Source organism: Sphingobium sp. RSMS, assembly GCF_005406185.4.
GTDB classification, from domain to species: domain Bacteria; phylum Pseudomonadota; class Alphaproteobacteria; order Sphingomonadales; family Sphingomonadaceae; genus Sphingobium; species Sphingobium fuliginis.
Genome location: NZ_CM191257.1, coordinates 247,030 through 272,002, shown reverse-complemented (window position 1 = coordinate 272,002; position 24,973 = coordinate 247,030). Strand labels below are relative to the sequence as shown.

At 64.7% G+C, this 24,973-nt stretch carries 24 protein-coding genes; 19 read left to right on the top strand and 5 right to left on the bottom strand.

Going from position 1 to position 24,973, the window contains the following annotated elements:
* Positions 1 to 187: 187 nt before the first annotated feature.
* Positions 188 to 532, bottom strand: coding sequence for an antibiotic biosynthesis monooxygenase family protein (locus EGM87_RS01230; protein ID WP_137709268.1), 345 nt, complete (start codon positions 530 to 532; stop codon positions 188 to 190).
* A 105-nt stretch (positions 533 to 637) separates the two neighbouring features.
* A complete protein-coding gene (fsa, locus tag EGM87_RS01225; protein WP_137709269.1) occupies positions 638 to 1,291 on the bottom strand; it encodes a fructose-6-phosphate aldolase in 654 nt (217 codons plus the stop codon).
* 143 nt (positions 1,292 to 1,434) lie between these two features.
* On the opposite strand from fsa, the gene EGM87_RS01220 reads away from it, so the two are divergent.
* Genes EGM87_RS01220 through EGM87_RS01210 form a run of 3 tightly spaced genes read left to right on the top strand, consistent with a single transcriptional unit; the run spans position 1,435 to position 4,490 of the window.
* Positions 1,435 to 2,100, top strand: coding sequence for a DUF2490 domain-containing protein (locus EGM87_RS01220; protein WP_137709270.1), 666 nt, complete (start codon positions 1,435 to 1,437; stop codon positions 2,098 to 2,100).
* A 48-nt stretch (positions 2,101 to 2,148) separates the two neighbouring features.
* Positions 2,149 to 4,320, top strand: coding sequence for a primosomal protein N' (locus EGM87_RS01215; protein WP_137709271.1), 2,172 nt, complete (start codon positions 2,149 to 2,151; stop codon positions 4,318 to 4,320).
* Positions 4,248 to 4,490, top strand: a complete 243-nt coding sequence (locus tag EGM87_RS01210) for a DUF1289 domain-containing protein (RefSeq protein ID WP_316252053.1) — start codon at positions 4,248 to 4,250, stop codon at positions 4,488 to 4,490. The genes EGM87_RS01215 and EGM87_RS01210 overlap by 73 nt, the downstream gene beginning before the upstream one ends.
* Here the strand turns inward: EGM87_RS01210 and EGM87_RS01205 are convergent.
* Positions 4,459 to 5,904, bottom strand: a complete 1,446-nt coding sequence (locus EGM87_RS01205; RefSeq protein ID WP_052816772.1) for a tetratricopeptide repeat protein — start codon at positions 5,902 to 5,904, stop codon at positions 4,459 to 4,461. The two genes, EGM87_RS01210 and EGM87_RS01205, sit on opposite strands and share 32 nt — an antisense overlap.
* Positions 5,905 to 6,037: 133 nt before the next feature.
* Positions 6,038 to 7,099, bottom strand: a complete 1,062-nt coding sequence (gene ada / locus EGM87_RS01200; protein WP_137709273.1) for a bifunctional DNA-binding transcriptional regulator/O6-methylguanine-DNA methyltransferase Ada — start codon at positions 7,097 to 7,099, stop codon at positions 6,038 to 6,040.
* Between the two features lie 118 nt (positions 7,100 to 7,217).
* On the opposite strand from ada, the gene EGM87_RS01195 reads away from it, so the two are divergent.
* From EGM87_RS01195 to EGM87_RS01145, 11 genes are all read left to right on the top strand, one after another.
* A complete protein-coding gene (locus tag EGM87_RS01195) occupies positions 7,218 to 8,768 on the top strand; it encodes a S1C family serine protease (protein WP_137709274.1) in 1,551 nt (516 codons plus the stop codon).
* A 215-nt stretch (positions 8,769 to 8,983) separates the two neighbouring features.
* Entirely contained in the window at positions 8,984 to 9,538 is a 555-nt protein-coding gene (locus EGM87_RS01190) for a F0F1 ATP synthase subunit delta (RefSeq protein WP_048576191.1), read from the top strand.
* 10 nt (positions 9,539 to 9,548) lie between these two features.
* The gene (gene atpA, locus EGM87_RS01185; RefSeq protein ID WP_044661763.1) at positions 9,549 to 11,078 is read left to right on the top strand and encodes a F0F1 ATP synthase subunit alpha; all 1,530 of its coding nucleotides are present in this window, start codon (positions 9,549 to 9,551) and stop codon (positions 11,076 to 11,078) included.
* A 123-nt stretch (positions 11,079 to 11,201) separates the two neighbouring features.
* On the top strand, positions 11,202 to 11,828 hold the full coding sequence (locus tag EGM87_RS01180) for a LysE family translocator (RefSeq protein ID WP_061940216.1): 627 nt from the start codon (positions 11,202 to 11,204) through the stop codon (positions 11,826 to 11,828).
* A gap of 3 nt (positions 11,829 to 11,831) precedes the next feature.
* The gene (locus EGM87_RS01175) at positions 11,832 to 12,716 is read left to right on the top strand and encodes a F0F1 ATP synthase subunit gamma (RefSeq protein ID WP_061940214.1); all 885 of its coding nucleotides are present in this window, start codon (positions 11,832 to 11,834) and stop codon (positions 12,714 to 12,716) included.
* Positions 12,717 to 12,737: 21 nt separating this feature from the next.
* Positions 12,738 to 14,183, top strand: a complete 1,446-nt coding sequence (atpD, locus tag EGM87_RS01170; protein ID WP_025551231.1) for a F0F1 ATP synthase subunit beta — start codon at positions 12,738 to 12,740, stop codon at positions 14,181 to 14,183.
* Between the two features lie 5 nt (positions 14,184 to 14,188).
* On the top strand, positions 14,189 to 14,761 hold the full coding sequence (locus tag EGM87_RS01165) for a hypothetical protein (RefSeq protein WP_128830856.1): 573 nt from the start codon (positions 14,189 to 14,191) through the stop codon (positions 14,759 to 14,761).
* Positions 14,762 to 14,765: 4 nt separating this feature from the next.
* Entirely contained in the window at positions 14,766 to 15,020 is a 255-nt protein-coding gene (locus EGM87_RS01160) for an ATP synthase F1 subunit epsilon (protein ID WP_044661760.1), read from the top strand.
* A gap of 341 nt (positions 15,021 to 15,361) precedes the next feature.
* Entirely contained in the window at positions 15,362 to 16,888 is a 1,527-nt protein-coding gene (locus EGM87_RS01155; protein WP_025551234.1) for a TadA family conjugal transfer-associated ATPase, read from the top strand.
* A gap of 123 nt (positions 16,889 to 17,011) precedes the next feature.
* Complete coding sequence (locus EGM87_RS01150; RefSeq protein ID WP_044663065.1) at positions 17,012 to 17,818, top strand: class I SAM-dependent methyltransferase; 807 nt, start codon at positions 17,012 to 17,014, stop codon at positions 17,816 to 17,818.
* 399 nt (positions 17,819 to 18,217) lie between these two features.
* Complete coding sequence (locus EGM87_RS01145) at positions 18,218 to 19,123, top strand: DMT family transporter (protein WP_137709275.1); 906 nt, start codon at positions 18,218 to 18,220, stop codon at positions 19,121 to 19,123.
* Here the strand turns inward: EGM87_RS01145 and EGM87_RS01140 are convergent.
* Positions 19,115 to 19,546, bottom strand: a complete 432-nt coding sequence (locus EGM87_RS01140) for an OsmC family protein (protein WP_044661757.1) — start codon at positions 19,544 to 19,546, stop codon at positions 19,115 to 19,117. The genes EGM87_RS01145 and EGM87_RS01140 overlap by 9 nt on opposite strands.
* A gap of 102 nt (positions 19,547 to 19,648) precedes the next feature.
* On the opposite strand from EGM87_RS01140, the gene EGM87_RS01135 reads away from it, so the two are divergent.
* The 5 genes from EGM87_RS01135 to panB all read left to right on the top strand — a co-directional run bounded on the left by EGM87_RS01135 (position 19,649) and on the right by panB (position 24,905).
* Positions 19,649 to 20,014 (top strand): PRC-barrel domain-containing protein, encoded by a 366-nt coding sequence (locus tag EGM87_RS01135; protein ID WP_137709276.1) that lies wholly within the window; start codon positions 19,649 to 19,651, stop codon positions 20,012 to 20,014.
* A gap of 172 nt (positions 20,015 to 20,186) precedes the next feature.
* A complete protein-coding gene (locus EGM87_RS01130) occupies positions 20,187 to 20,855 on the top strand; it encodes an RBBP9/YdeN family alpha/beta hydrolase (protein WP_025549911.1) in 669 nt (222 codons plus the stop codon).
* 156 nt (positions 20,856 to 21,011) lie between these two features.
* Positions 21,012 to 21,203: a YezD family protein gene (locus EGM87_RS01125; RefSeq protein WP_025549910.1), complete on the top strand. Its 192-nt coding sequence runs from the start codon at positions 21,012 to 21,014 to the stop codon at positions 21,201 to 21,203.
* A 174-nt stretch (positions 21,204 to 21,377) separates the two neighbouring features.
* A complete protein-coding gene (locus tag EGM87_RS01120) occupies positions 21,378 to 23,870 on the top strand; it encodes a TonB-dependent receptor (RefSeq protein ID WP_044661755.1) in 2,493 nt (830 codons plus the stop codon).
* Positions 23,871 to 24,032: 162 nt separating this feature from the next.
* Positions 24,033 to 24,905, top strand: coding sequence for a 3-methyl-2-oxobutanoate hydroxymethyltransferase (panB, locus tag EGM87_RS01115; RefSeq protein WP_061940160.1), 873 nt, complete (start codon positions 24,033 to 24,035; stop codon positions 24,903 to 24,905).
* The last annotated feature ends 68 nt before the right edge of the window (positions 24,906 to 24,973 follow it).

Genomic DNA, 24,973 nt, shown 5'->3' with positions numbered 1-24,973 from the left:
ACAGGATGCGCTGGCGGCGATGCTTTCCCTCCTCTTTTCCGGGATCTGGCAGGCGCTGATGGTGATAGAGCCTGTCTCGACCGGCGCATCGGCGCATCGGGACAGCCGCCGGGGTCAAAGGTGTTAGGGGGCTGGCTGGAAGGCGCAAGGAAGGGACGCGCAAGGGAGGCGCGCCTAGTCCGATCGGTCAGTCGCCGCCGCCACGCCCCGCCGCCGAACGCAACAGCAGGTCGTCGGTCACCGTCATGGTGAAGATGGGATCGGCGTCCGGCGGCACCTCCGCTATGGCGTCGACGAAGGCGGCGCGCGTCTCGGGATCGTCATAGACCATCTTCTCATCGAAAGCCGCGCGCCAGCTCGCCTCGTCCGGCCATTCGGCATAGCCGACGAAGCGCCCGTCGGCATCACGATGCAGGCGCGAACCATAGCTGCCATATTTTTCGCGGATCAGGTCGGTTCCCCGGCGCCAGGCCTTGCGGAACTGATCCTCCTTGCCGGGGTGAACGCGCCACCAATAGACCGCGACGAACATCGTGCCTCTCCTTTGCGCAGGAGAATGACGCTCCCCGGCGAAGGTTGCGACAAAAAAGGCGCGCAGGACCGGCCTGCGCGCCCTTCCTCAAACCCCCAACTCGAATCAGAGGACCGACTGGCCGGTCTTTTCCCAGTCCGCCAGGAAGCCGGCAATGCCCTTCTCGGTCAGCACATGGTTGAACAGCGCCTTGATGACGGACGGCGGCGCGGTCATCACGTCGGCGCCGATCTTCGCGCTTTCCAGCACATGGATCGGGTGACGCACGCTTGCGACCAGGATTTCCGTGGCGAAGGAATAATTGTCGTAGATCAGGCGGATGTCCTCGATCAGCTTCATGCCGTCGAAGCCATTGTCGTCATGTCGCCCGACGAAGGGCGAGATGAAGGTCGCGCCCGCCTTGGCCGCCAGCAGCGCCTGATTGGCGGAGAAGCAGAGGGTGACGTTCACCATCACGCCCTCCCCGGTCAGCGCCTTGCAGGTCTTGAGGCCATCGATGGTCAGCGGCACCTTGATGCAGACATTGCCGGCGATCTTCCGCAAGACCGCGGCTTCCTTCATCATCGTCTCATGGTCGAGCGCGACGACCTCCGCCGACACGGGCCCTTCCACGATGCCGCAGATTTCCTCCACCACTTCCAGGAACTTGCGGCCCGACTTGTGGATCAGAGAGGGGTTGGTGGTGACGCCGTCCAGCAGGCCGGTGGCGGCGAGTTCGCGGATTTCATTGGTGTCGGCGGTGTCGACGAAGAACTTCATGGATCTGCTCCGGCAGAGGAAGGGACGAATCGCGTTTCCTTTAGCGGCTCCATGACGGATTAGCCATTATTGCCGGAGGCTGCCCCTTTACCTTCCGCCCGGCGCAACATTATGACGGCGGCACCTTTCCAAAGGACCGATCCATGCCCCGCCGCCAGCGTCCCCGCCACATATCGGACGCGCTGATCCCCGTCGGCCTCCTGGCCGCCTCGCCCGCCTTCGCCGCCAGCCAGGAAAATCAACTGTGGACGACCGAATCGCTGGTCGTGCAGGCAAGCGATGTGGACCTCGTGTCGCTCGACCTCAGCCAGCGTTTCCGCCAGGCATCCTCCAATGGCGGGCAGCAGACGGTGCGCGTCCTGATCGACCATCGCGTCGCCAGGGCGGTGCAGATCGGCGGCGGCCTCGCCTTTTTCCGCTCCGAACCGGAACAGGAAATGCGGCTGTTCCAGCAGGTGACGCTGACGAAAGGCATCTGGATGAGCCGCACCCGCATCGAACAGCGCTTTTTCGATACCGCCGACAGGGCAAGCTGGCGGCTGCGGCAGCGGGCGCAGGCCTCGGTGCCTCTCGACGCGGCGAAGCGATGGACGCTGATCGCGGCGGCCGAGCTGATGTTCCACCTGAACCGCGCCCGCCCCGGCGACAGGCGGGGCCTCGCCGTCATGCGCAACCAGATCGGGCTGCGCCATCCGATCGCCAGGGCGCTGGACGCGCAATTGCTCTATATGCGGCAGCAGACGTTCCGCGACGGCCGCCCGGATGCGGTGGCGCACATCCCCTGGCTGACATTGAGCTGGAAAATCTGACGCGCTCCAGGGCTTGCCTCAACCGCCCCTGCCATTAGGGAGAGGGCAATGAGTTCGCGCGCCCGTGTCATCCTGCTGAACGCCGCCCTGGGGCCGCTCGATTATCGCGTGCCGCACGGAATGGCGGTCAAGCCCGGCAGCATCGTCGTCGCGCCGCTGGGTCCGCGCCAGATCGTCGGCGTGGTGTGGGACGAGGACAGCTTTCCCGAAATCGAGACGGTGGGCGACAACCGCCTGCGCAACGTCGTCGGCCCGGTCGACGCGCCCCCGGTGCCGGAGACGCTGCGCCGCCTGATCGAGTGGACGGCGGACTATTATCTCGCCCCCATCGCCGCCGTGCTGCGCATGACGCTGGCGTCCATGGCGGCGCTGGAGGGCGCGCGCACCGTCATCGAATATCGCGCCACGGGCGACCTTCCTGACCGCATGACCGAACAGCGCACCCAGGCGATGGAGCGCATCGGCGAACGGCAGGGGCTGATCCGCGAGCTGGCGATGATCGGGGGAGTCAGCGACGCGGTGATCCGCGGCCTCATCAAGGCGGGCGCCTTCGAAGCGGTGGAGGTCAGCGTCGACACCCCCTTCCCCATGCCGAATCCCGATCATGCCCCGCCGCTGCTGTCCGATGGGCAAGGCGCGGCCGCCGACCAGTTCATCGAAGCGGTCAGGGAACGGGCCTTCGCCCCCTTCCTGCTCGACGGCGTGACCGGATCGGGCAAGACGGAAGTCTATTTCGAAGCTATCGCCGCCGCTATCCGCGAGGGACGGCAGGTGCTGGTGCTGCTCCCCGAAATCGCGCTGACCGAGCCCTTTCTGGAACGTTTCGAAAAGCGCTTCGGCACGGTCCCCGTCAACTGGCACAGCGGCCTGCGCCAGAGCGAGCGGCGGCGCGCCTGGCGGGCGATCGCGGCGGGCGAGGCGTCGGTGGTGGTCGGCGCCCGCTCCGCCCTGTTCCTGCCCTATCCCAATCTGGGCCTGATCGTGGTGGACGAAGCGCATGAGGCGAGCTTCAAGCAGGAGGACGGGGTCCACTATCATGCCCGCGACGTGGCGGTGATGCGCGGCCTTATAGAGAAATTCCCGGTCATCCTCGCCTCCGCCACCCCCGCCATAGAGACGCGGCATCAGGTCGAGCTTGGCCGCTACAGGGAAATCAAGCTGCCTTCCCGCTTCGGCGGCGCGGCCATGCCGGACATAGAGGGCATCAACCTGCTCACCGACCCGCCGGAGCGCGGCCGCTGGATCGCGCCGCCGCTGGTGCGCGCCATCGACGAGACGATGGAAAAGGGCGAGCAGAGCCTGCTCTTCCTCAACCGGCGGGGCTATGCGCCGCTGACGCTCTGCCGCCATTGCGGCTATCGCTTCCAATGCCCCAATTGCACCGCCTGGATGGTCGAGCACCGGCTGACCCACCGCCTGGCCTGCCACCATTGCGGCCATGTCATCCCCGCGCCGCGCTTCTGCCCGGAATGCAAGGAGGAGGATAGCCTTGTCGCCTGCGGCCCCGGCGTCGAGCGCATCGCGGACGAGGTGAAGGCGCTCTGGCCCAATGCGCGCACCGCCATCGTCACCTCCGACACGCTCTGGTCGCCCGCCAAGGTCGCGGAATTCGTGAAGTCGGTGGAGGCGGGCGCGGTCGACATCATCATCGGCACGCAGCTCGTCACCAAGGGCTATCACTTCCCCAACCTGACGCTGGTGGGCGTGATCGATGCCGATCTGGGCCTCGAAGGCGGCGACCTGCGCGCCTCGGAGCGTACCTTCCAGCAGATCGTCCAGGTCGCCGGACGCGCCGGGCGCGGGCAGAAACCGGGCCGCGTCTTCATCCAGACCCGCATGCCGGAGGCAGAGGTCATCAAGGCCCTGATCGCAGGCGATGTGGAGCGCTTCTACGAGGTGGAGACGGAGAATCGCCGCCACGCCAACGCCCCGCCCTTCGGCCGCTTCGCCGCGATCATCGTGTCCAGCGAGGATGCGGACGAAGCCGCCGAGGTCGCGCGGCTGATCGGCAAGTCCGCGCCCTCGATCGACGGGATGCGCGTCTACGGCCCCGCCCCGGCCCCGCTTTCCGTGCTGCGCGGGCGGCACCGCCACCGCCTGCTGATCCACGCGACGCGGCAGGTCGACGTGCAGGACGCGATCCGGGAATGGCTGGGCAACCTCAGCTGGAAATCGGGCACAAGGGTGGCGGTCGACGTCGACCCGTACAGCTTCATGTGATGGCCCGAACACCCATGGAAAGCCCCTGCGTCAACATCTGCAAGCTCGACAAGGCCGGGCGGATCTGCACCGGTTGCGGACGGACGACGGACGAAATCCGACGCTGGGCAGGGATGAGCAAGGCCCAGCGCCGCGCGATCATGGAGCGGTTGAAGGGCTTTTCTTCCTAGCGGCCTCGGCATCGAAGCGCTTCTTGAGCGCCAGCGCCGCGTCCCGCGTGCCGGAGGGGTGCGGCGAATAGGCCAGCGGGTCGAGCAGTTGGGATGCCTTGGCATAGTCCCCCCGGAATGCGAGGGCCTGCACATAGGTCATCCGATATTCCGGGCTTTGCGGCAGCAGCAGAAAGGCCTTGGCCAGGCCGTCATAGCCGATGTCCGGCATCAGCCCGCCCTTCATCGCATGATAGCGGTAGAACAGCGCCAGCGGCACCGGGTCTTCCGTATCCGCGCGATTCGCCTTGACGATGGCCTTCAGCGCAGCCTTCCAATCCTCCTCCTTGTCATCGTCCTGCGCCCGCTCCAGCAATGCCCGCGCCCGCGCGCTATAGGCCCGCGACAGTCCGGGATCGAGCGCGATCGCGCGATCGGCGTCGGCCAGCGCCGCCGCCTTCTCCTCCGCCTCCCACTCCGCCTCCGCCAGCAGCGCCAGCGCATAGGCGCTGGACGGGAATTTTGCGGCGGTGGCGCGGATCGCACGGACGATGTCGGGCAAATCTTCGGTGCGGGGATGGTTCATCAGCCGCAATTCATCCTCGATCAGCGCGCCCTGCGCCGGATCGACCGGGCCGATCGCGATGGCCCCCACCGTCACCGCGCTGGGATCGAGCCGCGATGCCGACAAGGGACGGCGCATATAGGCCTTCAGGTCCTTTTCCAGCCCCTCGACGCCCCCGGCAAAATAGCCATCGAGCTTCATATCCGGCACGCCGGCCGCCAGATCCTTCAGATAATGGCTGATTTCCGCCCGCCGGTCGGCCTTATACTGGAAATAATGGGTGAGCAGCCAGGCCGTGCCATAATAGCGATCCCCGTCTCGCAGCCCCAGCCCGTCCGTATCGCGGGCGAACAGGTCCTTCAGCGGATAGGGCGAATCCTGCACCAGCGTGGGCGCCCGCGCCATCGGGATGCGGCCGAACTGGATCGACCCGTCCTTGGGGAATTTCACGGCGGAGAAAAATTCCGCGAAACCCTCCACATACCACGCCGGATAAGCCGCCGGGAAATGATGCAGCATGAAATGATGGGTATATTCGTGGAACAATATGTCCTCGGCACCCACATCATAATCGCTCGTCTTCGCGCCCCGCGCCAGGACGGCATAAGCGAAGCGATCCGACGTCGTGTAGAAACCGCCGATATTGGGATTGCGCGCCAGCGCCTTCACCTTGGCGTCGTTGGACAGAAGATAGACATGGACCGGGCTGCCCGCCTCCGGATCGTCGACGCCGGTCACGCGGCGCAACAGGCCGTCGAATTTTTCCAGCTTCTCGGCAAATTCATGCAGCCTGGCTTCGCTGCCGTCGCTCATGATGGTGAAATGCCGGCTGTTCGCCTGCAACCACGCCGCCTGCGCCGTACCCGGCATGATCGCCAACGCGCCCGCCAGGAGCAGCAGCCCCTTCAACACCCGAATCGTCACGCCACCCCCTGCAACGGCGTTGAACCCCGGCGGCACTCATGGCCGACAGCCTGCTGAAAGAAAAGCGAAAAGCGTGGTTTCAGCCCCGGCTTTCGCGCTCCAGCAGGGCCTGCTTGCGCCGCGTGCCATAGGCGTATCCGCCCAGGCTCCCATCGCTCCGCAACACTCGATGGCAAGGGATCAGCACGGCCAGATTGTTGTCGCCGCAAGCCGTCCCGGCGGCCCGCACGGCGCCTGGCCTGCCGATGGCCGCCGCAATTTCGCCATAGGTGCGCGTCTCACCCGGCGGGATCGCGCGCAAGGCCGCCCATATCGCCTGCTGAAACGCCGTCCCGCACACATCCATCGGCAAATCCGGCGGCACCGACGGATCGTCGATCAACCGCACGACCTGCGCCGCCAGGGCCGAAAGCCCCTCGTCGGCGGGCAGGATCTCCGCCTTGGGGAAGCGCCGGCGCAAATCCGCCTCATCCTCGTCGAAGCTGATCCGGCAAAGCCCCCGCTCGGTCCCCGCGACCAGCGCCGGCCCCAGGCCGGTCTGCACCACCGCATGGCGAATCGCCACGCCACGCCCTCCATCCTTCCAGGCGCTGGGCGTCATGCCCAGATGCCGTTCCGCATCGGCATAGGCGCGACTGGGCGCATTATAGCCCGCCTCATAGATCGCGCCGGTGACGCTGCTCCCCTCCTCCAGCGCGCTTTTCAGCCGTTCGGTGCGCAGCGATCGGGCGTAGGCGGCCGGCGTCATCCCCGTTTCGCGCTTGAACAGCCGGTGGAAATGATGCGGCGCATAGCCCGCATGCGCCGCCACCTCCTCCAGCGAGGGCGGGGTCTCGGCGGCAGCGATGAAGGCGATGGCCGCCTCCACCGCCAGCCGGTCGCGCCCGACCTCGTCGGGGCGGCAGCGCAGGCAGGCGCGGAAACCCGCCGCCCGCGCTGCCTCCGGATCGGCAAGGAAGATCATATTCTCCCGCCGAGGATGCCGCGCCGCGCAGCTCGGCTTGCAATAGATGCCGGTGGTCAGCACGGCGCCCACGAACCGCCCGTCGAAGCTCCGGTCGCGCCCCAGAAAGGCGTCCCAGCAGGCATCTGCGTCCGGCATGGCGTGGATCGGGGCTTCGGGCTGTCTCATCTCGGTCATGAATAAGGGATAGCCGCGCCCGACGCATCAGCCTTCCCGCCGCTTGCGCTCAAAAAGCGGCTCCACGCTTTTTTGCGCATTGCCTCAATCCCACCATCGCATATGAATGCCGCCAACCATGGTCGCACTATTCCGTCGCCTCGCCCCTGTTCTGGCCGCGCTCCTGGCTCTTGCCGGGCCCTCCGGCGCGCATGCCGAACAGCAGGACATCGCAGCCGCCGCCCGCGGCGTTGTCCGCGTCGTGCTGGTCGCGACCAACGGCTCCGACGCCTATTTCGTGGGCCATGGCAGCGGCTTCGCGGTCGCGCCGGACAAGATCGTCACCAACGCCCATGTGGTCGAACTGACGCGGGAGGAGAAGGATCTTGTCATCGGCGTCATCCCTTCGGAGGGGACGAAGACCTATGGCGGCCGGATCATCGCCTTCTCGCCCGGCAACGACCTGGCGCTGATCCAGTTGGAGGAAGGCAGCCTGCCGGTCAGCACCTTCTACGCCGGGGCGGTGAGCGACGGGCAGCATGTGACCGCCATCGGCTATCCCGGCACGGTGGACCGCGCGCAGGGCCTTGGCCTCAAGCAGTTGGTGGAACCGCTCGGCACGGTGAAGACCAGCGGCACTGTGTCCTCAGGCAGGGCCAGCCAGAATTTCGATACGGTGCTGCACACCGCGCCGCTGGCCGCAGGCAATAGCGGCGGTCCGCTGGTCGACGATTGCGGCCGGGTGCTGGGGGTCAACAGTTTCGGATCGGTCTCCGACGGCAATGATGCGGAGTTCGGCTTCGCCGTGTCCTGGCGGGAAGTCGCCTCCTTCCTGCGGCAGGCCGGCATATCGTCGCTGCACACCGTCGTTCCCTGCCGCTCGATGGCGGAGGCGGACGCCGCCGAAGCCGCCCTCGCCCAGCGGGAGGAAGCGCGGAGCGAGCAATCCGAACGCGCCCGCGCGGACGCTCGCGAAGCCGCGCTGGACAAGGCCCGCGACACGGCCGAACGCGACGTCATTTCCGCCCGGGAAAATGCGATGGCGGGCGCCGCGGTGCTGCTGGCGCTGGCGGTGCTCGGCCTCGGCGCAGGCGGCCTGTTCTACAGCCAGGGCCGGGAACGGCGCGCCACCTGGTGGCTGGCGGGCGGCGGCGTCCTGCTGTTCGCGGCGATCGGACTGTTCTTCCTGAAGCCCAGCTTCTCCAGTATCGAAGAACGCATCGAACTGCCGCAGGACGCGAACGTCATGGGCAACAACGCCTTTGCCTGGGCCGGCGACAATGTCTGCCGGGTGGACGTGAATCGCAGCCGGCTCACCATATCCCAACCCAATGACATCGGATTCCATTGGGCGGAGGGGGGCTGCGTCGACGGCGACACCCAATATGTCTCCTCCGGCACCGGCTGGCAGCGCGCGGCCGTTCCCGACGACCATAATTTCGTGACCGTCAGCCGCTTCGATCCGGCAACGGGCACGCTTCGGGTCCAGCGCTGGCTGCCCGACATCGACACCATGGCAAAGGCCCGCGCCCTTGGCGGCGGCGCGATCAAGGGCTGTGGGAGCGATTCTGCCCTGCTGGGGAAAATCGCCACGCTGCAGAACGATCTCGCCGCCCTGCTTCCGGCCCAACCCAATGAACGGATCGTTTACCATTGCCAAAAGGGTCGGCTCACCCCCGAGGGGAAATAAAAGCGGGGCGGCGACCGGCGATTCGTCCCATATAAAAACTCAGTCAAATCGCGATGATTTCATACTGACGGTCGAATCGCGTTCCATGGCTTGCATAGTCACAATCCCACTGCTAACCGGCCCCCCAACAGGGGACCGGGACGGACAGAACCGCGCCCCCTTTTTGCATGACCGGCAATTCAAAATGCCAGAATCAAGTGGAGGACGGTAAGCGCGTGGAGACGACCGGCGGTATTCAGGCCAGCCTCAGCGGCCGCTATGCGGTGGCGCTGTTCGATCTGGCCCGCGACGGCAAGACGCTCGACACCGTCGCGGCGAGCTTGGCTGCGCTCAAGGCGGCACTGGCCGAATCGGCCGATTTCAAGGGCCTGGTGAACAGCCCCGTCCTCAGTCGCGACGCAGCGGGTAAGACGATCGCCGCCGTCGCATCCTCCATGGGCCTCGACCCGCTGACGACGAATTTCCTGGGCGTGCTGGCCCAGAACCGCCGCCTTTCCCAGCTGCCCGCGATCATCCGCGCCTATGAGACGCTGCTGTCGAATCACAAGGGCGAGGTTCGCGCCGAAGTGACGAGCGCCCATCCGCTCGACGCCGGGCAGGTCAGCGCCCTGCAACAGGGCCTGCGCGCCCGCGTCGGCCGCGACGTCGCGCTCGATGCCAAGGTCGATCCCGCGATCCTGGGCGGGCTGGTCGTCAAGATCGGCAGCCAGATGATCGATTCCTCCATCCGCACCCGTTTGAATAGTCTCGCCCACGCGATGAAAGGCTGAAAGGCTGAACATGGATATCAACGCCGCAGAAATTTCGAAGGTCATCAAGGACCAGATAGCCAATTTCGGCACCGAAGCGCAGGTGAGCGAAGTCGGTTCCGTGCTGACCGTGGGTGACGGCATCGCCCGCGTCCATGGCCTCGACAACGTCCAGGCGGGCGAAATGGTCGAGTTCGCCAATGGCGTGCAGGGCATGGCGCTCAACCTGGAAGCCGACAATGTCGGCGTCGTGATCTTCGGCTCGGATGCCGAGATCAAGGAAGGCGACACCGTCAAGCGCACCGGCACCATCGTGGACGTGCCCGTCGGCAAGGGCCTGCTTGGCCGCGTGGTCGACGGCCTCGGCAACCCGATCGACGGCAAGGGCCCGATCCAGTACACCGAACGCAAGCGCGTGGAAGTCAAGGCGCCGGGCATCATTCCCCGCAAGTCGGTGCACGAACCCGTGCAGACCGGCCTCAAGGCGATCGACGCCCTCGTCCCCGTCGGCCGCGGCCAGCGCGAGCTGATCATCGGCGACCGCCAGACCGGCAAGACCGCCGTCGCGATCGACACCTTCATCAACCAGAAGGGCATCAACGCGGGCGACGATGAGAGCAAGAAGCTCTACTGCATCTACGTCGCCGTCGGCCAGAAGCGCTCGACCGTCGCGCAGATCGTCAAGCAGCTCGAAGAAAATGGCGCGATGGAATATTCGATCGTCGTCGCCGCGACCGCTTCGGAACCCGCTCCGCTCCAGTATCTGGCGCCCTATACCGGCGTCACCATGGGCGAATTCTTCCGCGACAACGGCATGCACGCCGTGATCGTCTATGACGATCTTTCCAAGCAGGCCGTCGCATATCGCCAGATGTCGCTGCTGCTGCGCCGTCCTCCGGGCCGCGAAGCCTATCCGGGCGACGTCTTCTACCTGCACAGCCGCCTACTGGAGCGCGCCGCGAAGATGAACGACGCCAACGGCGCCGGCTCGCTGACCGCGCTGCCCATCATCGAAACGCAGGCAGGCGACGTGTCGGCCTATATTCCGACCAACGTGATCTCGATCACCGACGGCCAGATCTTCCTCGAAACCAACCTCTTCTATCAGGGCATCCGTCCGGCCATCAACGTCGGCCTGTCGGTGTCGCGCGTCGGTTCCGCCGCGCAGACCAAGGCGATGAAGAAGGTTTCCGGCTCGATCAAGCTGGAGCTGGCCCAGTATCGCGAAATGGCGGCCTTCGCCCAGTTCGGTTCGGACCTCGACGCTTCGACCCAGAAGCTGCTGAACCGCGGTGCGCGCCTGACCGAACTGCTCAAGCAGGCCCAGTTCTCGCCCCTGCCCTTCGAAGAGCAGACGGCGTCGATCTTCGCTGGCACCAACGGCTATCTGGACAGCATCCCGGTCAAGGACGTGACGCGCTATGAAGAGCTGATGCTCGCCTATCTGCGCCACGACCATCCCGAGGTGCTGGCCGCCATCCGCGACAGCAAGGATCTGGGCGACGAGCCCAAGGCGAAGCTGAAGGCCGCGCTGGACTCGTTCGGCAAGACCTTCGCGTAACCCACCAACTCCGTCATTCCCGCGAAAGCGGGAACCCATCTCCCGACCGAGCGCCCAGACGCAACGCAAGGGAGATGGCCCCCCAGGGGGATGACGGAAAAAAGGAAGAACGAAGCTGCGATAATGCTCACCGCCCATTCCCTCCTTGCCTGGACCGTGATGTCGATCGGTCTGGTGCTGCTGCCGGGACCGGACACCATGCTGGTGGCTGGTCACGCGGCGCGGCGCGGGCTGAAGGCGGGAATGGCGGCGATCGGCGGCATCCAGCTTGGCGGGCTGTTCTACATGGCGCTCTGCGGCTTCGGCTTCCTCAGCGTGTTGAACGCCGTGCCGGGCCTCTTCATGGCGGTGAAGATCGCGGGCGCGATCTATCTCGCATGGCTCGGCCTTTCGATGCTGCGCGGCGCGGTGAAGCCATCGCCGGCATCGGAAGCGCCCAGGCTGCGGATCGGCGGATCGCCCTTCGCGCAGGGGTTCATCAGCACCGTGCTGAACCCGAAGGTCGCGATCTTCTTCCTGGCCGCGCTGCCGCAGTTCGTCGGCACCGGTCCGGACGCACCATGGCAGGGCATGCTGCTGATCGCGATCGTCTATGGACTGGGTTTCTTCTGGTGCGCCCTTCTCGCGATCCTCGCCACCAAGGCGGGGCGCAAGGTCGGGCAGAGCAGCGCGATGCGCTGGTTCGAAGGCGCCATGGGCGTCGGTTTCTTTGGTCTCGCGGGCCGTCTGGCCCTTGCTCGGAATGTTTGAACTATGGCTAGCCTCAAGGAACTGAAGCTGCGCATCGGGTCGGTCAAATCGACCCAGAAGATCACCAAGGCCAAGCAGATGGTCGCCGCCGCGAAGCTGCGCAAGGCGCAGGCCGCCGCCGAAGCCGCCCGCCCCTATTCCAGCCGTCTGGAAGCGGTCGTCGCCAGCCTCGCCTCGAAGATCGCAGGCGGTTCGGGCGAAGGCGCCTCCCCGCTGCTGGCCGGCACCGGCAAGGACGATGTCCATCTGCTGGTCGTCGCCAATTCGGACCGTGGCCTTGCCGGCGCGTTCAACGCCAACATCGTCAAGGCCGCCCGCGCCAAGGCGGACGAACTGATCCAGCAGGGCAAGACCGTCCGCTTCTACCTGATCGGCCGCAAGGGCCGTCCGGTCATCAACCGCACCTTCCCCGGCATGATCGTCGCCCAGTTCGACACCACCGGCGTCAAGGAACCGGGCTATGCGCAGGCAGAGGAGATCGCCCGCGAACTGACCGACATGTATCTGAACGGCAAGTTCGACGTCGCGCATCTCTTTTTCTCGCGCTTCAAGTCGGCGCTCGCCCAGATCCCGACCGAGCAGCAGATCATTCCGGTGAAGATCCCGGCCGACGCCGACCGCAACGCCATCGGCGCGACGGTGGAATATGAACCGAGCGAGGAAGCGATCCTCGACGACCTGCTGCCGCGCAACGTCACGGTGCAGATCTTCAAGGCGCTGCTGGAAAACAACGCGTCCGAACAGGGCGCGTCGATGACCGCCATGGACAATGCGACCCGCAACGCCGGCGACCTCATCAACAAGCTGACCATTCAGTACAACCGCAGCCGTCAGGCCGCGATCACCACCGAACTCGTCGAAATCATCTCGGGCGCCGAAGCCCTTTAAGTGCAGGCAAGGACAGTAGTCATGGCAACCACCAACAATGTAGGCCGCATCAGCCAGGTCATCGGCGCCGTCGTCGACGTTACCTTCCCCGATGCACTTCCGGCCATTCTCTCGGCGCTGGAAACCAGCAACAACGGCCAGCGCCTCGTGCTGGAAGTCGCCCAGCATCTGGGCGAGAACACCGTCCGCACCATCGCGATGGACTCGACCGACGGCCTGACCCGCGGTCAGGAAGTGACCGACACCGGCGCGCAGATCAGCGTTCCCGTCGGCCCGGCCACGCTCGGCCGCATCCTGAACGTCGTCGGTGAACCGATCGACGAGCGCGGCCCGGTCGGCACCACCCTCTCCGCCCCGATCCATGCCAAGGCGCCGGAATTCGTCGACCAGTCGACCGACGCCTCGATCCTGGTCACCGGCATCAAGGTCATCGACCTTCTCGCTCCCTATGCGAAGGGCGGCAAGATCGGCCTGTTCGGCGGCGCGGGCGTCGGCAAGACCGTGCTCATCCAGGAACTGATCAACAATATCGCGAAGGGCCATGGCGGCACCTCCGTGTTCGCGGGCGTCGGTGAGCGTACCCGCGAGGGCAACGACCTTTATCACGAATTCCTCGACGCCGGCGTCATCGCCAAGGACGCCGACGGCAACGCGATCAGCGAAGGTTCGAAGGTGGCGCTGGTCTACGGCCAGATGAACGAACCGCCGGGCGCCCGCGCGCGCGTCGCCCTGTCGGGCCTCACCATTGCGGAATATTTCCGCGACCAGGAAGGTCAGGACGTGCTGTTCTTCGTCGACAACATCTTCCGCTTCACCCAGGCGGGCGCGGAAGTGTCGGCTCTGCTCGGCCGCATTCCTTCGGCCGTGGGCTATCAGCCGACCCTCGCCACCGACATGGGCGCCCTTCAGGAGCGCATCACCTCGACCAACAAGGGTTCGATCACCTCGGTGCAGGCCGTGTACGTCCCCGCGGACGACTTGACCGACCCGGCGCCGGCCACCAGCTTCGCGCACCTCGACGCCACCACCGTTCTCAACCGCGCCATTTCGGAACTGGGCATCTATCCGGCGGTGGACCCGCTGGACTCGACCAGCCGCGTTCTGGAACCCCGCGTCGTGGGTCAGGAACATTATGAAACCGCCCGCGCGGTTCAGGCGATCCTCCAGAAGTACAAGTCGCTTCAGGACATCATCGCGATCCTGGGCATGGACGAGCTGTCGGAAGAGGACAAGCTGACCGTCGCCCGCGCCCGCAAGATCCAGAAGTTCCTGTCGCAGCCCTTCCACGTCGCGGAGGTCTTCACCGGCATTTCGGGCAAGTTCGTCCAGATCGAGGATACGGTGAAGTCGTTCAAGGCCGTGGTCGAAGGCGAATATGACCATCTGCCCGAAAACGCCTTCTACATGGTCGGCGGCATCGACGAAGCCATCGAAAAGGCGAAGAAGCTGGCTGCGGAAGCGGCGTAAGGCAAATGATGGGAGGCGTCGTCCTTGCACTAGCTTTGCTGCAATCGGCAACACCGGCCAAGACGACGGCCTCCCAGTTGACCAGCGCGCTGGAAACAGCATTTCGAGCCTGCGCGCAACAGCTTACCGAGCGGGACCATTTGACCGCGAAGAACGAAAAGCTGTTGAAGAACGTCGGTATCACCTTGGCCATTCCTCCGGCCGATGTGGAGACCATGGCTAGCCGCTTATTTGGCAAGGAAGGCATCTACGCTTCCGTCGCCGTGCCCGAAGGCAAGATGTGGCTGGCTACTTCCGCCTCGGTGCCGGCTTGTAAGGTGACGCTGGCCGACACCATGCTCTCGCTGACGGCAAGATATGATTGGACGACCAAATTGCGGTCGACCATAGGCTGGACGATCGATAAAAGCCGATCTGGGATGCAAGGCAATTTCATGCGGGATTTGCTGGTCCTCAATGCGGAACGTCCCGGCGGGCATATGATCGTCATTCTTGATGGTCCCAACATCGTTTACAATGAAGGCAAGGGCATTCAGATGATCATGACCGTCGCCCTTGATGCAGCAAAGGCTCAGTAAGACAATGGCACTGCATTTCGAACTCGTGACCCCGGAAAAGCTCGTCCGCTCGGAAGAGGTCTATCAGGTGGTCGTCCCCGGCACCGATGGCGACTTCGGCGTGCTGGAGGGCCATGCGCCCTTCATGTCGACCGTCCGTGACGGCACAATCCAGATCTTCGCCAACGCCGGCGCCGCCCCGGAAATCATCCCGGTCCGCGGCGGCTTTGCCGAGGTGAACGAAAAGGGCCTCACCGTCCTTGCGGAACATGCCGGCTGACAAGCCGAATCTGACCGCTGCTAAAAGCCAAAGGGCCCCGTTCCAAGTCGGAACGGGGCCCTTTGGCATTCCAGACTGGCCGAACATGGCTCTCATCAGGATCATCAACGACCGAAATGCCCTATCGTTGAAGACTGGATGTCAGCCACCACGCCAACAGTTCGCATCTTGTGGGCAAGCATCATCCTCCCGCCAGCCGAATGCAGACGCCGTTCGAATGTCCAAGCAGGCCCCGCCCCGCTGCGGCGCCCGGCCACCCGACGCATTAGCCATTTATCAAAGTTTCCACGCTATTCACCTTTAACAACCATGGCTGATGCACATCATTTCGGCGGAGAATTATGAGCGCGTTTGGACGGAAAAATGGACCTGCGGGCATCAAGCCGGGTTTCGGCCTTGCCCGACCGATGCAGGGAGGCGCGCCCAAGGAAGAGATCAAGGGCGGCGAGCAGTTCCCGCCCCTGGACATGACGGCCCTGCCCCCGGAAGCCCCGCTCGATCCGCTCTCCGCGCCCACAAGCCAGATGCAGCGCAATGCCGACGCGATGCAGCGCCTGTCGGATCGCGCCAATGCCGAACATGCCGCCGATGCCGGACCGCAGGGGTTCGAAGCCTCGGTCCACAAGATCAAGGAGCAGGTGCTCCCCCGCCTGCTGGAGCGCGTCGATCCCGAAGCCGCCGCCACGCTGACCAAGGATGAGCTGGCCGAGGAATTCCGCCCGATCATCATGGAGGTGCTGGCGGAACTGAAGCTGACCCTCAACCGCCGCGAGCAGTTCGCGCTGGAAAAGGTGCTGGTGGACGAACTGCTCGGCCTGGGCCCGCTGGAGGAATTGCTGGCCGATCCGGACGTCAGCGACATCATGGTCAACGGCCCGGAGCAGACCTATATCGAAAAGAAGGGCAAGCTCCAGATCGCGCCCATCAAGTTCCGCGACGAGGAGCATCTGTTCCAGATCGCCCAGCGCATCGTCAACAAGGTCGGCCGCCGCGTCGACCAGACCACGCCGCTGGCCGACGCCCGCCTGCCCGACGGCAGCCGCGTCAACGTGATCGTGCCGCCGCTATCCCTGCGCGGCACCGCCATCTCCATCCGTAAATTCTCCGCCAAGCCGATCACGCTCGACATGCTCGCCCAATGGGGCGCGATGAGCCAGAAGATGTGCACGGCGCTGAAGATCGCGGGCGCATGCCGCTTCAACATCGTGATTTCGGGGGGTACGGGTTCGGGCAAGACGACCATGCTCAATGCCCTCTCCAAGATGATCGACCCCGGCGAGCGCGTGCTGACCATCGAGGACGCGGCCGAACTTCGCCTGCAACAGCCGCACTGGCTGCCGCTGGAAACCCGCCCGCCGAACCTGGAGGGCCAGGGCGCGATCACCATCGGCGACCTCGTCAAGAACGCCCTGCGCATGCGCCCCGACCGCATCATCCTGGGCGAAATCCGCGGCGCGGAGTGCTTCGACCTGCTCGCCGCGATGAACACCGGCCATGATGGCTCCATGTGCACGCTCCACTCCAACTCCCCGCGCGAATGCCTCGGCCGTATGGAGAACATGATCCTGATGGGCGACATCAAGATCCCCAAGGAAGCGATTTCCAAGCAGATTGCCGACTCCGTCGACCTGATCGTGCAGGTGAAGCGACTGCGCGACGGCTCCCGCCGCGTCACCAACGTGACCGAAGTGATCGGCATGGAAGGCGACGTCATCGTCACCCAGGAACTGTTCAAGTTCGAATATCATGACGAGGACGACAGCGGGAAGATCATCGGGGAATATCGTTCCATGGGCCTGCGTCCCTACACGCTGGACAAGGCGCGGCAGTTCGGCTTCGACCAGCCTTTCCTGGAAGCCTGCCTGTAACGACCTGCCCATAAGCGCATATTGCAACAATCTGCTGCCGGCGGACACATTTCCCGCCGGCCCGCTTGCGCACAGCCTGCATCACCGGCACATCGGACATTCCCCAGAAAGAGAGGAATGCCGATGAACCGTCTAGCCCGCGCCGCCCTGCTGCTGACCGGCCTGTCCCTGCCGCTGCTTCCCCTCGCCGCGCAGCATGCGCACCATCATCAGGCGGCCGATCCTATCGCGGCCGCGGTCGCCGCCCCCAGCCGCACCCCGGCCAATGCCGCTCGCGACACCTACCGCCATCCGGCCCAAACCCTTGCCTTCTTCGGGGTGAAGCCGGACCAGACAGTGGTCGAATATGCGCCCAGCGGCGGCTGGTACACGGAAATCCTGGCGCCGCTGCTGCGCGAAAAGGGCACCTTCTACGCGCTCCAGCCAACCGGCCGCTCTCTGGACGGCTACAAGGCGTTCCTCGCGGCAAAGCCGGACGTCTATGACAAGGTGAAGGTCGTCCCCTTCCCCGACCAGACCGGTCTCATTCCGGCGGGCAGCGTCGACACGCTGCTGACCTTCCGCAACGTGCACAATATGGTGATGGGCGGGACCGAAACGGCCACGTTCAAGACCTTTTACGACCTGCTGAAGCCGGGCGGGACGCTGGGCATCGTCGACCATCGCCTGCCCGAAGGGCGCGATACGGCGCTGGAGAAGACCAGCGGCTACCTCAAGGTATCGACCATCCGCCGCCTCGCTGAAGCGGCCGGCTTCGAATATGCCGGATCGTCGGAGGTCAACGCCAATCCCAAGGACACGGCCGACTGGGAAAAGGGCGTCTGGACGCTCCCGCCGACCCTGCGCAATGGAGAGGTCGACAAGGCGAAATATCTCGCCATTGGGGAAAGCGACCGGATGACGCTGCGTTTTCGCAAACCGGTGAAGTGAAACGGCGCGGGCAAATGGGGGGCATCGTGCAGAAAAACCTGTCCTGAGCCCGTCGAAGGACGGGAACCGGTTCTGCTTGAAAGGATGCGACACGGAAAGCTGAAGCGCGGCCTGCGTCCGATTTAACGCCGCACGCTCCTTAACGCGCCGAACGGCTGATTGGGGTGGATTGCGGACATTCCCCCTCCCGCAGGCGGGAGGGGGCTAGGGGGTGGGCTGGCGCGACATCAGCGTGAATTTTCAACGGCTAAGTCAGAAGCTCGCTACGCTCGCGCCCACCCCTAACCCCTCCCGTTTACGGGAGGGGAAGGTCCTGAATTGGCCAATTTCCCGCATTCCGGACCCGTCCATCCCTCCTTGGGCGGTTGCGTCCTCCCGCAGCGGGGCTAAGGCGTTCGCATGCCGCCCCTACCCCCATCCAATCGCCCGCATCGTCCGTTCACCGCCATCGGCCTGCGCCTGCTCGCGGTGATCTGCCTTTCGGTCATGTTCGTGACGGTCAGGCTGGCCGACGCGCGCGGCGTCCATGTGGTGGAATCGCTGTTCTACCGCCAGGCCCTGGCGCTGCCGGTGGTATTCGCCTGGATCGCCATGACAAGCGGCATGGGATCGATCCGCACGCGACGCATCGGCGTCCATGCCACCCGCATGATCATCGGCCTGACGGGCATGGTGCTCAACTTCCTGTCCTATATCCTGCTGCTGCCGGCGGAAGCGGTGACCATCGGCTTCACCATGCCGATCTTCGGCACGATCCTGTCCGCCCTCATCCTGCGCGAGACGACCGGCATCCACCGGTGGAGCGCGGTGCTCATCGGCTTTCTCGGCGTGATCGTGATGGTCCGGCCGGACGCCGGGCACTTCCCCGCGATCGGCGTCGCGGTCGCGCTCGCCGCGGCTTTCGTCACCGCCTGCGTCAGCCTGGTCCTGCGCGAACTGGGCCGCACGGAAAGCGCCGGGGTGATCGTCTTCTGGTTCACCCTCCTCTCCCTGCCCCCGCTGGGCGTGGCGATGCTGTTCCACGGGCAGGCCCATGACGCCATGACATGGGGCCTGCTGCTGCTGATCGGCGTGACCGGCGGCATCGCGCAGATCTGCATGACCGCGGCGCTGCGCTGGGCCCCCGTTTCCTTGGTGCTGCCGATGGACTACAGTTCCATCGTCTGGACGACGCTGCTCGGCTGGGCGATCTGGGGCAACTGGCCGATCGCGACGACGTGGATCGGTGCGGCGCTGATCGTGGGGAGCGGCCTGTACATCGCCTGGCGCGAACATGTCCACGCCAAGCGCACGCCTTCAGCCTAGCAGTTCCGCGTCCAGGCTGATCTCCGCATTCAAGAGCTTGGACACGGGGCAATTGGCCTTCGCCTTGGCGGCCAGTTCCTGAAACCGCGCATCGTCCGCGCCGGGGATGGTCGCCTTCAGGCTCAGTTTGCTCGCCGTGATGGCAAAGCCGCCTTCCTGCTGTTCCAGCGTCACGACGGCGTTGGTCTCCATCTTCTCGGCCGTCAGCCCCGCTTCGCCCAATATCAGCGACAGCGCCATGGTGAAGCAGGAGGCGTGGGCCGCCGCGACCAACTCCTCGGGATTGGTGCCCGGCACCCCTTCGAAGCGCATCGCAAAGCCATAGGGATGCGCATCCAGCGCGCCGCTCTGGGTCGAGATCGCGCCCTTGCCGTCTTTCAGGCCGCCGCTCCATACCGCCGATCCGCTGCGATTGATCTTCATGACCGTCCTCCTGTTCGCATATCATCTCGTCTGCCCCGGGGAACCCGCCCGGTCCCCCTTGGTTCGGTCAGCATAACGCGATTTCTTCGCAGGAGAGTGACGATGTCTGACGTGGCGAGGGAAAATCATGGCGACCTGATCGCATCCGACCGGATCGAAGGCACCACTGTCTACAACCGCCAGGGGGAGCGGCTGGGCCACATCTCCAACTTCATGGTCGACAAGCGCAGCGGGCAGGTCCGCTATGCCGTGCTGTCCTTCGGCGGCTTCCTGGGCATCGGCAACGATCATTATCCGCTGCCCTGGTCGATGCTGAGCTACGACACGGACAAGGGCGGCTATGTGGTGGACCTGGCCAAGGACATATTGGACCAGGCGCCCCGCCATCTGCCGGATGAACGACCCGATTATGACGACGCTTACGGCCGCAGCGTCTTTCACTATTATGGGCTGATCTACCCCTGGTAAGGGGCGTTCCGGCGGTTTCAGGCGGCGCAAAGGTGGTAGTCCCCGACCCTTTCCACTATATGAACCTCAGATGAATCGGGTTGCCCAGATTCCGACACATTTTGCCGCTTGACCATTGTCTACCGGATAAATAGAATTATCTCTCCCTCGACAATAGGACGAGGATTTGACCATGGAGCGATTCGGACATTCGGGAGACGCGCGCCAGCCGGTCGTGCTGACCATACCGGGTCTCAACAATAGCGGGCCGGGTCATTGGCAGACGCTGTGGGAAAAGACGCGCGGTGATTGCGAGCGGGTCGACCTGGGAAGCTGGGCCAGCCCCAGCCGCAATAGCTGGGTCACGCGGCTGGACGCCGCGATCCGGGCGGCGGAGGGGCCGATCATCCTGGCCGCGCACAGCCTGGGTTGCCTTGCGGTCGCCTGGTGGGGCGCCTTGCAGAGCCAGGCCTATGGCTGGCCCGTGACCGGCGCGCTGCTGGTGGCGCCGCCCGACTGCGACCGGATGGAAACGCCCGAGACGATCGGCGGCTTCGGCCCCACGCCCCGCGCGCAACTGCCCTTTCCCTCGATCGTCGTGGCGAGCCGCAACGATCCCTATATCTTCTTCGAACGCGCCCACAGCATCGGCAAGAATTGGGGCAGCAGCTTTGTCGATGCGGGCTTTTGCGGCCATATCAATGCGGATTCGGGCCTGGGCGAATGGCGCTTCGGCCAGGCTTTGCTCGAAAAACTGATCGACAATGCGCATGAGCAGGCTTCTGCAATGCGCCAGTTACGGCCCGCCATCCCGCTGGCGCATCAGGAGCGGCGATTGGCGGCGCTGCGGGTCAACGGCTAAATCTATAGTTTTTTGTTATCGCATCGTTTCTACGGAAAACCGGACCCATTTTCCGAACGATGCTTTTGGGGCGCGACAAGAGAAACTTGAGCGCCCCTTATATTTGCTTTTTTGTCTATCAATACAGTTGAGATAAAGAGCGGCTAAGAGGTGTTTATGAGTGAAAACCGATCGATTGAATTCGCCCGCAACGGCCGCAGTGACGGGCAGCGCCACGACATTGCGGTCAGCATCGAAAAGGTGCGCAGCGTGCTGGAGGCGCTTCGTTTCGGATCTGTCACGCTGACCGTGCATGACGCACGCGTCGTGCAGATCGACGTGACGGAAAAGACGCGCCTCACCGCCTGAAACAAGAGCGGGGGGAGCAAGAAGATTCAGGGTTGCTGAACAAGGCCCGCAAAGGGCCGGATAACAGGTGGCAAGGGGTGGGCCACATTTTCCATCCCCAGACCAACGGCTTTGAGCGGATCACCGCAGGGGCCGCGATCAACATTCACCGGACATCCGGAAGGGGAATATACAATGATTGCGCGTTTTCTGTTGCTCGCCGGCGTGGCGAGCGCATCCTTTATTGCGTCCACCGCATCTGCGCAGGACGCGGCTCAACCCGTTGCGGACAGCGCCGAACAAGCCACTGCCCGCGGGGAAGTGATCATCGTCACCGCCCGCCGCCGTGCGGAAACCGCGCAGGAGGTGCCGCTGGCGATCTCCGTAATCCGCGGCGACAGCATAGAGGCGACCGGCAATTTCAACGTCGTGAAGCTCCAGCAACTGGCGCCGACGCTTCAGGTCTACACCACCAACCCGCGCAACACCTCGGTCAACATCCGCGGCCTCGGCGTGCCGTTCGGCCTGACCAGCGACGGCTTCGAGCAGGGCGTCGGCATCTATGTCGATGACGTCTATAACAGCCGCGTCGCCGCCGCGACCTTCGACTTTCTGGACGTCGCCCAGGTCGAAGTGCTGCGCGGTCCGCAGGGCACGCTCTACGGCAAGAACACCACGGCCGGCGCGATCAACATCACGACCAACCAGCCGACCTTCGATTTCGAGGGCCGCGCCGAACTGACCGTCGGCAATCTCAATTACAAGCAGGCGAAGGCCGCCATTTCCGGCCCGCTGTCCGACACGATCGCCGCCCGCATCGCCGTCGCCGCGACCAGCCGCCGGGGGACGATCTACAACGTCACGTCCCAGCGCTGGATCAACGAGCAGGACAATCTGGGCATTCGCGGACAACTGCTGTTCAAGCCGACCGACAATTTCAGCCTGACCCTGTCGGGCGACTACAGCAAACAGGACCCGGAATGCTGCGGCACCGTGTTCGTGCGGGTGGGCACGACGCAGCGCCCGATCACGCGCCAATATGATGAGCTGGTCAAGGCGATCAACGCCAACCCGAACCCCGCCTATCCCGGCCGCAACTATGCCGTGCCCAGCCGCAATCCTTATGACCGGCTGACCGATCTCGACAGCAACCTGAACGCTGGCAACAAGATCGGCGGCGTCTCCGCCAGGATAAAGTGGGATGTCGGCCCCGGCACGCTGACCTCCGTCACCGCGTGGCGCTTCTGGGACTGGAAGCCGGAGAATGACCGCGACTTCACCGGCCTGTCGGTCGTTTCGAAATCGCAGAACCCCTCGCAGCAGGACCAGTACAGCCAGGAATTCCGCTATAATTACGAAAGCCAGAAGATCGACTTCGTGGTCGGCCTGTTCGGCTTCAAGCAGCGGATCGACACGCAGGGCACGGAGCAGCAGGGCGCGGACGCCAGCCGCTGGAGCCTGACCGGCGCGAATGCAGGGAATCCAAGCATCCTTCAGGGCCTGACCGCGACCAACACGCAATGGCTCAAGAGCACCAGCGCGGCGCTGTTCGGCCAGCTGAGCTGGAAGGTGACCGACGCCCTGACCATCCAGCCGGGCGCGCGCCTGAACTACGACAAGAAGTCGGGCTTCTACCAGCGCGTGGTCACCACTGGCTCCGGAGCGGTCATCAACAGTTGCGCACCCACCGCGACGCAGGGCAATGCCGTGCTGACGGCGCAGTGCGGCGTCTACCAGCCGCAACTCAGCGCGCCGTCCGACAGCGCCTGGAACTTCACCTACGACTTCAACGTCAACTACAAGATCGCGCAGGACATCCTTGCCTATGCGACCTATGCGAAGAGCTTCAAGACGCTGGGCATCAACCAGAATGGCTTGCCGCTCAATTCGGACAATACGGTGAACTATGCCGTGGGCACGGTGAAGCCGGAACGGGTCAACCATTTCGAAGTCGGCCTGAAGACCCAGTTCTGGGACCGTCGGGCGACCTTCAACCTCACCGCCTTCCGCACGGAGATCGAGAATTTCCAGGCGACGGTGAACGGCGGCCAGTTCGGCACGACGCGCGGCTATCTCGCCAACGCCGACAAGGTACGGTCCCAGGGTATCGAGGCAGATTTCAAGGTCGTCGCCAGCGACCGCTTCACCGCCTATGCCAACGGCGCCTACACCGATGCCAAATATGTGAAGTTCTGCAACGCGCCGCCGCCGCCGGAACTGAGCGGCGGGTCGAGCACCGGGATTGCGGTGACCGGCAGGTGCACCTACACCGGCACACCCGGATCGGCAGCAACGGCCAATCAGGTCAGCCCCCCATTTGTCGACATTTCCGGCGAGCGTCTCCCCGGCGTGTCGAAATGGGCCTTCTCCTACGGCGCGGAATATAACATTCCGGTCACGCTGCTGGACAAGGACGGCCAGCTCTATCTGGGCGTCGACGGCAATTACCGGTCGCACTGGAACTCCAACGCCTCGCCGTCCATCTATACGGAGGTGAAGGGCTATGCCCTGACCAACTTCCGCGCCGGCTTCCGGGGTGAAGGGTTCGACATCTTCGGCTGGGTCCGCAACGCCTTCGACGTGAACTATATCGAAAATCTCCAGGTCGCGCCGGGCAATACCGGCCTGATCGCCGGTCAGCCCGGTGACCCGCAGACCTGGGGCGGTACGATCAAATTCTCGTTCTGACGATGCCCACGGCCTCTCGATAGGGGCTGGCATCCAACGATGTTCACCCCCTGCGGGGAGCGACACGGCCCTGTCGCTCCCCGCATTTTTCAATGCCGCCCTGAACGGATTGGATACGGCCCCGATTTGCGCCCCGCGCCCCGCTGCGGTAGAGCGCATCCCATGTCCACGACCTTCACGCTCGACACGTCGACCAGCCGCGCCAACCCCACCCCCGCGCCGATGAAGCGCCTGACGGTGCCCGCCATCCAGCGGCGCAAGTTCGAGGGGAAGACGGAACAGCCGCTGGTGATGCTGACCGCCTACACCGCGCGGCAGGCGCAACTGCTCGATCCGCATTGCGACATGCTGCTGGTCGGCGATTCGCTGGGCCAGGTGATCTACGGCCTCCCCTCCACCCTGCCGGTCACGCTCGACATGATGATCGCCCATGGCGCCGCCGTGGTGCGCGGCAGCTATCACAGCGTCGTCCTCGTCGACATGCCCTTCGGCAGTTACGAAGCCTCTCCCCAACAGGCCTTCGCCAGCGCCAGCCGCGTCATGGCCGAAACCGGCTGCGCGGGCGTGAAGCTGGAGGGCGGCGTCGCCATGGCCGAAACCATCAGCTTCCTCAGCCAGCGCGGCATTCCGGTGATGGCCCATATCGGCCTCACCCCGCAGGCGGTGAACGCGCTGGGCGGCTATGGCGCGCGCGGCAAGAGCCAGGAGGAACATGCGAAGATCATCTCCGACGCCCGCGCCGTCGCGCAGGCGGGCGCCTTCGCCATGGTGCTGGAGGGGGTGATGGAGGACATCGCCGTCACCGTCACCGACAGCGTCGACGTGCCGGTGATCGGCATCGGCGCTTCGGCCCATTGCGACGGGCAGGTGCTGGTGGCGGAGGACATGCTGGGCATGTTCGAGCGCGTGCCCCGTTTCGTGAAGCGTTATGAAAATATCGCGGAAACCATCGGCAATGCCGCCGCCCGCTATGCGCAAGATGTCCGGAACCGGCACTTTCCGACCGAAGATCAGGTCTATCGGCCCAAAAAGTGATTTGCGTGAGCCAAGAGCCCCGCTAATGATCGCGCCTTCCGCGTGCCGTAACTGACGAATTTCTGGAG

Coding starts and splice junctions, on each gene's coding strand:
- EGM87_RS01230 (WP_137709268.1), bottom strand. CDS start 532: ATGTTCGTCGCGGTCTATTGGTGGCGCGTTCACCCCGGCAAGGAGGAT.
- fsa (WP_137709269.1), bottom strand. CDS start 1,291: ATGAAGTTCTTCGTCGACACCGCCGACACCAATGAAATCCGCGAACTC.
- EGM87_RS01220 (WP_137709270.1), top strand. CDS start 1,435: ATGCCCCGCCGCCAGCGTCCCCGCCACATATCGGACGCGCTGATCCCC.
- EGM87_RS01215 (WP_137709271.1), top strand. CDS start 2,149: ATGAGTTCGCGCGCCCGTGTCATCCTGCTGAACGCCGCCCTGGGGCCG.
- EGM87_RS01210 (WP_316252053.1), top strand. CDS start 4,248: ATGGCTGGGCAACCTCAGCTGGAAATCGGGCACAAGGGTGGCGGTCGA.
- EGM87_RS01205 (WP_052816772.1), bottom strand. CDS start 5,904: ATGCCGGGTACGGCGCAGGCGGCGTGGTTGCAGGCGAACAGCCGGCAT.
- ada (WP_137709273.1), bottom strand. CDS start 7,099: ATGACCGAGATGAGACAGCCCGAAGCCCCGATCCACGCCATGCCGGAC.
- EGM87_RS01195 (WP_137709274.1), top strand. CDS start 7,218: ATGGTCGCACTATTCCGTCGCCTCGCCCCTGTTCTGGCCGCGCTCCTG.
- atpA (WP_044661763.1), top strand. CDS start 9,549: ATGGATATCAACGCCGCAGAAATTTCGAAGGTCATCAAGGACCAGATA.
- EGM87_RS01180 (WP_061940216.1), top strand. CDS start 11,202: ATGCTCACCGCCCATTCCCTCCTTGCCTGGACCGTGATGTCGATCGGT.
- EGM87_RS01175 (WP_061940214.1), top strand. CDS start 11,832: ATGGCTAGCCTCAAGGAACTGAAGCTGCGCATCGGGTCGGTCAAATCG.
- atpD (WP_025551231.1), top strand. CDS start 12,738: ATGGCAACCACCAACAATGTAGGCCGCATCAGCCAGGTCATCGGCGCC.
- EGM87_RS01165 (WP_128830856.1), top strand. CDS start 14,189: ATGATGGGAGGCGTCGTCCTTGCACTAGCTTTGCTGCAATCGGCAACA.
- EGM87_RS01160 (WP_044661760.1), top strand. CDS start 14,766: ATGGCACTGCATTTCGAACTCGTGACCCCGGAAAAGCTCGTCCGCTCG.
- EGM87_RS01155 (WP_025551234.1), top strand. CDS start 15,362: ATGAGCGCGTTTGGACGGAAAAATGGACCTGCGGGCATCAAGCCGGGT.
- EGM87_RS01150 (WP_044663065.1), top strand. CDS start 17,012: ATGAACCGTCTAGCCCGCGCCGCCCTGCTGCTGACCGGCCTGTCCCTG.
- EGM87_RS01145 (WP_137709275.1), top strand. CDS start 18,218: ATGCCGCCCCTACCCCCATCCAATCGCCCGCATCGTCCGTTCACCGCC.
- EGM87_RS01140 (WP_044661757.1), bottom strand. CDS start 19,546: ATGAAGATCAATCGCAGCGGATCGGCGGTATGGAGCGGCGGCCTGAAA.
- EGM87_RS01135 (WP_137709276.1), top strand. CDS start 19,649: ATGTCTGACGTGGCGAGGGAAAATCATGGCGACCTGATCGCATCCGAC.
- EGM87_RS01130 (WP_025549911.1), top strand. CDS start 20,187: ATGGAGCGATTCGGACATTCGGGAGACGCGCGCCAGCCGGTCGTGCTG.
- EGM87_RS01125 (WP_025549910.1), top strand. CDS start 21,012: ATGAGTGAAAACCGATCGATTGAATTCGCCCGCAACGGCCGCAGTGAC.
- EGM87_RS01120 (WP_044661755.1), top strand. CDS start 21,378: ATGATTGCGCGTTTTCTGTTGCTCGCCGGCGTGGCGAGCGCATCCTTT.
- panB (WP_061940160.1), top strand. CDS start 24,033: ATGTCCACGACCTTCACGCTCGACACGTCGACCAGCCGCGCCAACCCC.